Source organism: Halochromatium sp., assembly GCF_054919635.1.
In genome coordinates, this window is sequence record NZ_JBUDPI010000131.1 from 1 (window position 1) to 9,346 (window position 9,346).

Genomic DNA, 9,346 nt, shown 5'->3' on the forward strand with positions numbered 1-9,346 from the left:
AAGGCAAACGAAAATCCTGCGCAATTCGGTATGAGCTTTTCCGGCAATCGCCTTACTGGCTTGGCGCCGACAGCGACCTAAGCGGCCCGATCAAGATGACCGTGCAGCTCGCCTAAGCCGCCGAGCGGTTCGCCTGATCAGGCTAGGCTGCTCAGTGGTGTGAGCTGAACATCAACTTCAGGATCTTGAGATTGATGACTAGGAAGCGCCAGAGCTGCCAGATCGGGTTGGAGCGCATGTGGCGTGTCAGCCCGGTCGGTACCGGTGGATAGTAGGCCTGCTGATAGGGCTCTTTGTTCTTCGGTTTGCTCGATGCCTGGCTTTGCTGCGGACTGCTGGTATCAGTCGTCATGATTCATCCTCTGTACTCGATCTGAGTCGGGCTCAATCTGATTTGGGCTCAATGCAATTCAGGGTTGGGCCCGGGACGCCTCAATAGGCGGGTCTCCGGCCCAGTGACTGCCTCTCATCAATCCGGAGTCAATCCGGAAGCAGCGACCAGCCCGGCTTCAGCTTGGCCTGATAGATGAAGACGTGATGTAGGATGTACTTCATCCAATGCCCAGCGAGCCCGATCTCACCAAAGGTCAAGTCGATATCGCGCCCGTACTCCGGGTAGGTCTCGTAGTCGGGGACGACCGGGAAGACCGTCATGGTCGCGGCCGAGCCCTTGAAGATGTGCATGCCGGTGGAGGCCACGCAGGCGGCGCCGGACTCGGCCATCGAGGCGGTATGGGTGGGCTCCGGAGCGCCGTTGATCATGTCGCGAATACTCCCAGCGACCGCCTTACCCATGTTTGCTGACGGCAGTCCGGTGCGCGGTGGCGCCGGGTTGATCGGGGTATCGTTCGCGCTTTTCATCGGCTTGCTGATCAGATGCGGCGGTGCGAAGGCGATGCCAATCGCGAACAGGTTCTTGTAGCGCGGGTTCTGATAGGTCTTTGGCCAATCGCTCTTGTGCCATTCCTCGTAGGGCTTGGGCGTGTAATCGCCATCGACCTTCATGAAGCCATTGGGGGCGAAGAGCTCGCTGCTCATATCGCTGCCGTCCTTGGCGAAGGCCTTGATCGGCTGTCCGGCGAACGGCGGGATCAACATCGCGAAGTCGAAGTCGATCGTATGCTCGCTGCCGTCGAGGATCTCGTAGTGGATCTTGCCAGGCTCGATGCGCTTGACTGCGGCGCGTACGATCCATTCCATGCCGCGCTCGACCATCAGCGACTCGGCAAATACCTTGCCGTTGGTGATGTAGCCGCCGCGCTTGATGTGCACGCCGCCCATCCCGAAGTCACCAAGCTCGTACTCGTTGCTGATCCAGATGATCCGTGCCTTGTCGCGCACGCCCTCGTCACTGAAGAGATGCTCGATGTTGTAGATGTATTCGAACGCAGCGCCCTGGCAGGTACACATGCCGTGACCGGTACCGACCACGAAGGTGCGCGTTTCCCCGCGCTTCATCGCGGCGATGTTCTCCTGCAGTTGCTCGTTGGCGTGCAGCGCGTGGCCCGGGGTGCAGACCGAGGTCGTGTAGCCCTCATCAGGGCCGAGACCCGGTGTTGCGCCGAAGTTGAGCTTGGGGCCGGTCGCGTTGACCAGATAGTCATAGGTGAGCGTCTCGGTCTGACCGGCACGTGAGACCTCGGTGTACTCGAGGGTCACATAGGGCTGATCAGCGGCGTCGCCGCCCTCGGGATGGATCGAGAGGGCCTTGGCTTGCTTGAAGACGACACCGAGCTTCTTGTATACGGGGGCGAGCGGGAAGGTGACCTGGCTCTCCGTCATCTCGCCCACGCCGACCCAGATGTTCGATGGAATCCAGTTCCATTTCTCGTTCGGTGAAACGACCACGACCTCATGCTCGTTGCCGAGCCATTTGCCCAGCCAGCGGGCAGCGGTATGGCCAGAGATGCCCGCGCCGAGGATGACGATGCGTGACATGGTGTAAGCCTCCATTGATGGGTGTTTTCGATCCGAGCCTAACAGTGAGGTTCGGCTCGTGAAAGCGGTCTGCGTCAAGGTTTGGATAGCGCCGCTAGCCAGTGGTTCAGCCGTGTCGTCGTTGAGCATCTTCGCTTGCACGTCGAACCGCGCTCGGCGCAGTGGCTCGCTCTGACTCAGTCGCTGGGGGCGGATGAGCGGGTTTGCTTGGGGCGCTGGGCCGCCGTCTCGAGCAGGCTAGGCCGCGCCGGATAGGCCCTCTCCGGATAGGCGATCTGCGGCCCGTGCTCTCCGAGCCAGCGGGTCAGGCTCGACTCGCCGGCTGGCCACTGACCCTTGGCAATGTTGGTCGGTGCCGGGCCTTCAAAGACCAGGTAGCCGTACTTGCCATAGTGAGGCAGCTTGCGCGCCAGACCGCTGACGGCCTCGGCCTGGTCCGTTGCGACCCAGCCCAGGGTTTGCTCGCCACGGTGGGTGCTGATCACGGGGCTCTTGCCGCTGTACTCTGTTCCCAGCAGACTCGCCTGTTGCTGATCCGGATCGATCCTGAACTGACCGCTCTCGAGTCCGAGCGCGGACAGCGCCTCCAGCCACTGGTTGCGCCAGCCAAGCAGCCAGATCGCGCGATCAGTCGGCAGCTGCTCGAGATCCTTGTCTAACACAATCGACCACCCTGACTGGCCGCGCTGCCAGCTTTCCGCCAACTGCCGATAGGCCCTGCGCAGCGCTGCGGGTGCTTCTGAGGGGATCAGGATCAGTCCGCGCTCGGCGCCGAACAGGTTGCTCAAGGTTGCGGTCGCCTCGCCAGCGGCGAGCTGACGGAAGCTGTCGAAGCGCGGGTCTACCGCGAGATGTACTGGGCGCGTGTCGAGCAGCGTCGAGAAGGCGGTGCTGTCCTCTTGCATCCAGACCTCAAGCTCTGATGCGGTACCGTTCTCGTCGAGCAGCATCACTGGCACCGTCATTGGAAACGGGGCCTCGGATTGGGTCTGCTCGAGTCGACCGCTGAGGCGCCAACGTCCATCAGGGAGCGGTTCGACCTCAATCGCCGCGAGCGCTAGGAGCGGCGCCCCTGGGCGACTGGTCCAGGCGCTGAAGAAGGCACTGAGCTCCTGTCCGGACTCGGCCTCAAAGGCCGCCTCGAGCTGATCCCAGCCGGCTTTGGAAAAGCGATTGTGCTGATAGAAGTGCCGCAGACCCTCGACGAAGACCGCATCACCGAGCTTGACTCGCAGCATGTGGAACAGCATCAGGGCCTTGCCATAGCCGATCGCCTGCGAGGCGGCGCCATGACGGCCCCGGAATTGGGTCAGCGGCTCATCTTGATGGTCGCGGACATAGTCCGTGAAGGCCTTGAGCTGGTCGCGGCGATAATCCGCGCCTTTACCGGCGAGCTCCTGATTGAGATGGTCTGCGAGATAGGCGGTGAGACCCTCGCTCCAGTTGCCCTGCGTGTCATCCACATAGACGCCGTTGCCCCACCAGTTGTGCAGGATCTCGTGCGGATAGGATGAGTGCAGAATGAACGGCAGGCGCAGCACTCGGGGGCCGAGGAGTGTAAACGAGGGCATCCCATAGCCGGTCTCCCAGAAGTTCTCGACCAGCGCGAACTTGGCGTAGGGATAGGGGCCGATCAGCTCAGTGTAGCGCTCGAGATAGCTCGCTGTGGCCTCTAGGTAGCGCGCTGCTAGCTCGTCATCAGCACTGCGGAGGAAGGCCTGAGCCTCGACGGTATCGGTTGATTCCCGATACAGCTTGAAGGGGGCTGCGATCAGGTAGAGCTCGTCTTGCGGGGCCGTCTCGCGCCATCCAACGCGCACCCGCGGCCCCTCTGCTGAGAGGGTTGGCCCCGCACCCTGGGAGACTGCAAGCCAATCTGAGGGCAGATTGACGGCGAGCGACAGGGTCTCGAGGCTGCCCGACACCCTCGGATACCAGCCGCTGTAACCGCTGAGAAAGACCCCATCCGGGCTTATGGTACCAATCGATTGCTGTCGGGCTCGTCCCATGCCTTCCTGAATCGCGTCAAAGTCATGGCGGATGCGACCCTGATAGCGGAGCTCTACCTCTGAGCCGGGGGCTGCTTCAAGAACATATCGGGCGAGGTGACCCCGTCTTGCGACCGGCTGCAGACGCGCATTGCCGCTGCTAACCTCGAGCTCGAGTCCCGCGTGCAGCTGCAACACGTAGGTCGTCGTGGTCTGCGTTTGCGAGGCCCTAGCCGATGCCTCGGGATCTTCGGCTCCACTCGGCTCGGACGGGAGGGTCAAGCGGTCGGTTGCGCTCAGCGTCCCAGAAGCCGGGTCGATCTTGATCTCAATGCGGTGTCTGGCCACGGCCTGCTGAACGTTCTGTTCCGTAGGCTGCTCCGCTGCCGCGGGGCCGAGCAGGGTTAGCCAGACGAGGCTGAGCAACATGGCCCAACGAGGTATCTGCAGCCGGAACTTGTTGGAATCGTGCATGGTCGCTGTCATCTAGATTGTTGCGGTGGCCTTGCCAGGTCGTCGCTGCACCCAAGCTCTGTCATCGGCCTGTGCGCTTGGTTCCGATAGCCAAGCCTGTCTGAGCCCTGTTTCGCTCCTTCGCGCCCAGTTTGCCTGAGCGTTCGGATCGAGACCTGATCTTGGGGACTCGCATGGCGAGCGAGACACCCTCAACGAGAGACCCATGATGCTGCGATCGACTCTGCCTCCCCGACGACCCATCTTGCAACACCCGGTCCGCATGGCAACGCTGATCCTGCTGCCATTCGTGTTCTTACTTTTCATCGTCATGGTCGTGATGCCGGTCACTGGCTTCGGTAATACCAAGGCTGGGGACTTGACTCCAGCCGAAGCGGCAAACGACCAGATCGCCGCAGCGTCTGCTGCAGGGCATGGGACGCCGGCTAGCTCAGGCCTGGACGCAGCCGCCAGCCAAGCGCCCAGTCCGAAGACCCGAGTGCTCGACGTCTCGAGCCTTGGCGGGATGGATGGGCTGATCGAGGCGCTGGCTGATGATCGCGTCGTCTTCATCGGTGAGTCCCACGATCGCTATGAAGACCATCTAAGCCAGCTCGCGATCATCCAAGGGCTGCACGAGCGTGGTAATCCGGTGGCGATCGGTATGGAGTTCTTTCAGCAGCCTTTTCAGGATAAGCTCGATGCCTATGTCGCCGGCAAGCTCAGTGAAGAGTCTCTGCTGCGCGAGACCGAATATTTCGAGCGCTGGCGGTTCGACTATCGGCTCTATCGGCCGATCCTGCGCTTCGCGCGCGAGCAGGGTATCCCGCTGATCGCGCTCAATCTGCCCCGGGAGATCACTGATCAGGTCGGCGACGGCGGCATCGCATCGCTCGGCCCCGAGGACGCTGCGCAGATCCCGAGTGAGATCGATCGGGGCTCCGCTGAGTATCGCGCTCACCTGCAGCAGGTGTTCGCGATGCACCCGAAGCCTGAGGATGCATCATTTGAGCACTTTCTCGAGGTCCAGCTGCTCTGGGACGAGGGGATGGCCGAGCGTGCGGCCCGCTGGCTGCGCGCCAATCCGCAGTCGCAGCTCATCGTGCTCGCTGGCGCTGGCCATGTCGAATACGGGCGCGGTATTCCATCCCGAGTCAAACGACGTCTGGATGTGCCGATGTCGATCGTGATGAACGGTCAACAGCGCCCGCTCGATCCTGAGATGGCTGATTTCTTGCTCTATCCGCAACCGGTGGAGCTGCCAAAGACGGGCCTGATGGGGGTGATGCTGGATACCGAGTCGGATGGCCAAGGCGTTGCGATTCAAAGCTTCGCGCAGCGCAGCGGCGCACGGGATGCGGGCGTCAAAGAGGGGGATCGGATCATCGAGATCGGGGAGACCAAGGTCGACTCCTATGCCGATATTCGGATCGCCCTGATGGATAGCCGCCCCGGACAGCAGATGCCAATCGCGGTGCTACGCGATCCGCTGGTCGGTGGTGCCGAGCAGCTCAGCTTTGACGTGACGTTGCAGTGAGCTCCGAGAGCCGCGCAGTGACACCGAGGATGAAGCCCGAGCTGCTCGCACCCGCAGGAACCCTACGCAACCTGCGCTACGCATTGGCCTATGGTGCGGACGCCGTATACGCTGGTATCCCGCGCTATAGTCTTCGGGTTCGCAACAACGAGTTCGGTACCCTGGAGGCGCTCACGGAGGGGATCACGGCCGTGCAGGCGGCTGGTAAGCGGTTCTATCTGGCAGCCAACCTGATGCCTCACGGCGCCAAGCTCGGGACCTTCCTCAGTGACCTGGAACCGGTGATCGCACTCGGACCCGACGCCCTGATCATGTCCGATCCGGGGTTGATCCTGCTGGTGCGTGAGCATTGGCCCGAGCAGCCGATCCACCTGTCGGTCCAGGCCAATACCACCAATGCCGCCGCGGTGCGCTTCTGGCAGCAGCAGGGGCTTCGGCGCGTGATCCTGTCGCGTGAGCTATCACTCGATGAGATTGCCGAGATCCGTGACGCCTGTCCGGACATCGAGCTCGAGGTCTTCGTGCATGGGGCGCTCTGTATCGCCTACTCAGGACGATGTCTGCTATCGGGCTATCTGAGCCACCGAGATGCCAATCAAGGCAGCTGCACCAACGCCTGTCGCTGGTCATACCGCGTCGGGCAGCCGGTGGCGATGTCCGCTGATCCAGTCCAGGAGCGTCATCCGGAGGCCGATCAGGTCTGGCTGCTCGAAGAGGCCGAGCGACCGGGTGAGTACATGGCCCTGTTCGAGGACGAGCACGGCAGCTACGTGATGAACTCCCGTGATCTGCGCGCCGTCGAGCATGTCGCGCGGCTCAGCGCGATCGGAGTGGATTCGCTGAAGATCGAAGGACGAACCAAGTCGCACTACTACACGGCCCGCACCACCTCGGTCTATCGGCGTGCGATCGATGATGCGGCCGCCGGGCGCCGCTTCGATCCTGGACTGCTCGAGGAGCTCGATGGCTTGGCGAATCGTGGCTATACCGAGGGTTTTCTGCGCCGTCATGCACCTTCAGAGCTACAGAATTATGAGGCCGGAAGCTCGGTCAGCCAGCGCCGGCAATTCGTCGGCGAGCTGGTACGCGTCGATGCCGCTAGCGGTCTAGCGGAGATCCGCGTCCGTAATCGCTTTGCCCCTGGCGATGAGCTGGAGTGGATGACCCCCGGCGGTCTTCAACGCTTCCGGCTCGAGCAGTTGAGCGCCACCGATGGCCGGCCACTTGAGGCTGCGCCGGGCGATGGCTGGACAGTGCGCATTCCAATGCCGGATCAATCGCTTGCGCCGGAGGCGCTGCTCGCGAAGGTGCTTTGAGATCTTCCGCTGTCGGCGTCCGAATGCCAGTACCCTAGAATCTCCACGCTTGAGCTCTGCCAATCGGGCGCATCGGTATGGAGTTTCTGACGCGTCGCAGTATCGAAGCCGCAGTGTGCCGGGAAGATGCAAGAAGGGCGCGCATGAAACGGGGTTGATCAGCCATGGATGAGAGGGTTCTGGGCTAGGAGCTGAAACGGCGGCTCCAGTGGATCGCAGCCGAGAACAGTGGGAAATGGCTCTCTTCTCTGCATTGACCAGCTGCTTGACCGCGACTCAGCCGGTGACTAGGGTCTAGACATGATCACCTGGGATGACGCCAAGCGGCGCAGCAACCTCGCCAAGCACGGCTTGGACTTTGCCGAAGCCGAGGCAATCTTCGATGGACCGATCTTTACCGAGCAGGACACTCGCGAAGCCTACGGCGAGTCACGCTTTAAGACGCTGGGCGTGCTTCACGGCCGCTTCATCGTGCTCGTCTGGACCGAACGGGACGACGACCTACAGTTGCTCTCTCTGCGATATGGTGACAAGCGTGAAACCCGAGACTTCTTCAAACAGCTTCAGCCCTGAGCAGATAAAGGCGATGATCGATGCGGCTCCCGAGGAGGCCGTGTTCGACCCAGATAACCCGCCGCTTGACTCTGAGTTCTGGGAGAATGCGGTCTTCGTCGCGGGTGGTGGGCCGGAAGCGGTCAAGGCCGTGTTAGCTGAACGGCGCCGCTTGTGCGGTCCGCGCAAGGCACCGACCAAGATCCCAGCTACCATCCCGCTCGACCCGGACGTGCTCGAGGGACTGCGCGCGACCGGCAAAGGCTGGCAGACGCGAGCCAACGCGGCGCTGCGCGAATGGCTACAGCACCGCGAGCACTCCTAGCGCCCACCGACAACTCGCATCTTTAGATCCCAGCACCTTGGACCAGCACTCAGCGCAACACCACTCCGAGAATTCATCCTTCCACCTCGGCTAGGGCGTGCTCTGACGGCGTCAAGGAAGGGTTGAGGGATTCTTGCAGGCGATCATCGAGATCGGCTTGGCGCAGCCAGGCGGCGATCGCATAGGCGTCGTGCTGGTCCGGGGTGCGGCCTTCGGTGCCGATGGAGATCGTGCAGACTGGCTGCGAGGGCTCTGATATCCGCGAACTCGGGGTCCACGGAGGCATTCGGCGTTCCCTGCATTTTCATTCAAGCCGCGGGGCGTCGCCGTAGGTGCCGGCGTCTGCCGTTCGGGCCGACCAGTGTCGGGGTGATGAACTTGGTGCGAATGTCGGCTTCGGTCAACGCCTTCTTGTTCATGCCTGGATGAGCGTCCTTGGTCGGTCAGGTGCGCTCAGCCAGGCGGGATGCGAGTCGGTAATCGCTTGGGCTTGGTTGACCTAGATCTCCGAGACAACCTTGTCATAAAAGGCGAGGAAATCGTCCGGGGTGGGGCCCTCGCGCCATTCAATCGCCGCCCGCGGATGCTGATTGAGCTGGCCTGTCAGGTTGTAGGGGATCATCGGCCCCCACTCGATCTCGCGACGCAGCGGCAGGATCTGCTCTTGGATCACCTCGATGATCGGCCGCAGGTCGAACTTTGGATTGCGTAGGAAGCCAAGCAGTAGCTCGGTATGGCAATTGCCAGCACCGCGACCAAAGCCGAAGATGGTCGCGTCGACGCGGTTGCAGCCGAGGATGATGGCCTCGATGGTGTTGGCGAACGCCAACTGCAGGTTGTTGTGGGCGTGGATACCGATCTCTTTGCCGGTGCCGGCCAGTGCATTGGCATACTTGTGATAGAGCCGGTCGACTTGCTCGCGATACAGATGGCCAAAGCTGTCGACGATGACCATCGTGCTCGCTGGCGTATCGGCGATGGCCTCGAGGACGGTGTCGATCTCTTCCTCAGTGATGTTCGAGACCGCCATCAGATTCGCGGTGGTCTCATAGCCGCGCTCGGCCGCGAAGCGGATCATGTCGACGGCTTCTGGGACCTGGTGCGCGTAGAAGGCGACCCGGATCATGCTCAGCGGACTCTCAGCAGCCGGGACGATCTGGGTCTCCCAATCGCTCTTGCCGGCATCGGCCATGGCCGCCAGCTTCAACCCAGTCGCCTCGGGGTCGTGATCGCCGAC

Annotated in this window: 9 protein-coding genes; 4 read left to right on the forward strand and 5 right to left on the reverse strand. The window is 62.2% G+C overall.

All coding sequences use genetic code 11. The features are described from left to right. Positions 1 to 151: 151 nt before the first annotated feature. The 3 genes from ACY693_RS09700 to ACY693_RS09710 all read right to left on the reverse strand — a co-directional run bounded on the left by ACY693_RS09700 (position 152) and on the right by ACY693_RS09710 (position 4,400). Positions 152 to 352 (reverse strand): hypothetical protein, encoded by a 201-nt coding sequence (locus tag ACY693_RS09700; RefSeq protein ID WP_462321624.1) that lies wholly within the window; start codon positions 350 to 352, stop codon positions 152 to 154. A gap of 128 nt (positions 353 to 480) precedes the next feature. Beyond that, positions 481 to 1,938 carry an NAD(P)/FAD-dependent oxidoreductase gene (locus tag ACY693_RS09705; RefSeq protein ID WP_462321625.1) on the reverse strand — a complete coding sequence of 486 codons (1,458 nt, stop codon included), beginning with the start codon at positions 1,936 to 1,938 and terminating at the stop codon, positions 481 to 483. 176 nt (positions 1,939 to 2,114) lie between these two features. Next, a complete protein-coding gene (locus ACY693_RS09710; protein WP_462321626.1) occupies positions 2,115 to 4,400 on the reverse strand; it encodes a M1 family metallopeptidase in 2,286 nt (761 codons plus the stop codon). Positions 4,401 to 4,608: 208 nt separating this feature from the next. On the opposite strand from ACY693_RS09710, the gene ACY693_RS09715 reads away from it, so the two are divergent. The 4 genes from ACY693_RS09715 (at position 4,609) to ACY693_RS09730 (ending at position 8,109) form a co-directional block, all read left to right on the forward strand. After that, positions 4,609 to 5,916: a ChaN family lipoprotein gene (locus ACY693_RS09715; protein WP_462321627.1), complete on the forward strand. Its 1,308-nt coding sequence runs from the start codon at positions 4,609 to 4,611 to the stop codon at positions 5,914 to 5,916. Positions 5,917 to 5,945: 29 nt separating this feature from the next. Then, positions 5,946 to 7,232 (forward strand): prephenate-dependent tRNA uridine(34) hydroxylase TrhP, encoded by a 1,287-nt coding sequence (gene trhP / locus ACY693_RS09720; protein ID WP_462321628.1) that lies wholly within the window; start codon positions 5,946 to 5,948, stop codon positions 7,230 to 7,232. Positions 7,233 to 7,532: 300 nt separating this feature from the next. Continuing rightward, complete coding sequence (locus ACY693_RS09725) at positions 7,533 to 7,805, forward strand: BrnT family toxin (RefSeq protein WP_462321629.1); 273 nt, start codon at positions 7,533 to 7,535, stop codon at positions 7,803 to 7,805. Positions 7,806 to 7,818: 13 nt separating this feature from the next. Then, the gene (locus ACY693_RS09730; RefSeq protein ID WP_462321630.1) at positions 7,819 to 8,109 is read left to right on the forward strand and encodes a BrnA antitoxin family protein; all 291 of its coding nucleotides are present in this window, start codon (positions 7,819 to 7,821) and stop codon (positions 8,107 to 8,109) included. Between the two features lie 73 nt (positions 8,110 to 8,182). Here the strand turns inward: ACY693_RS09730 and ACY693_RS09735 are convergent, their stop codons facing one another. Next, positions 8,183 to 8,395, reverse strand: coding sequence for a hypothetical protein (locus ACY693_RS09735; RefSeq protein WP_462321631.1), 213 nt, complete (start codon positions 8,393 to 8,395; stop codon positions 8,183 to 8,185). A 213-nt stretch (positions 8,396 to 8,608) separates the two neighbouring features. Next, positions 8,609 to 9,346: aldolase catalytic domain-containing protein (locus tag ACY693_RS09740; protein ID WP_462321632.1), on the reverse strand; the 738-nt coding region annotated here is incomplete at its 5' end.

Excerpts from the sequence above, each read along its gene's own strand:
- ACY693_RS09735 (WP_462321631.1), bottom strand. The coding sequence starts at position 8,395 with ATGCCTCCGTGGACCCCGAGTTCGCGGATATCAGAGCCCTCGCAGCCA.
- ACY693_RS09710 (WP_462321626.1), bottom strand. The coding sequence starts at position 4,400 with ATGCACGATTCCAACAAGTTCCGGCTGCAGATACCTCGTTGGGCCATG.
- ACY693_RS09725 (WP_462321629.1), top strand. The coding sequence starts at position 7,533 with ATGATCACCTGGGATGACGCCAAGCGGCGCAGCAACCTCGCCAAGCAC.
- ACY693_RS09705 (WP_462321625.1), bottom strand. The coding sequence starts at position 1,938 with ATGTCACGCATCGTCATCCTCGGCGCGGGCATCTCTGGCCATACCGCT.
- trhP (WP_462321628.1), top strand. The coding sequence starts at position 5,946 with ATGAAGCCCGAGCTGCTCGCACCCGCAGGAACCCTACGCAACCTGCGC.
- ACY693_RS09730 (WP_462321630.1), top strand. The coding sequence starts at position 7,819 with ATGATCGATGCGGCTCCCGAGGAGGCCGTGTTCGACCCAGATAACCCG.
- ACY693_RS09715 (WP_462321627.1), top strand. The coding sequence starts at position 4,609 with ATGCTGCGATCGACTCTGCCTCCCCGACGACCCATCTTGCAACACCCG.
- ACY693_RS09700 (WP_462321624.1), bottom strand. The coding sequence starts at position 352 with ATGACGACTGATACCAGCAGTCCGCAGCAAAGCCAGGCATCGAGCAAA.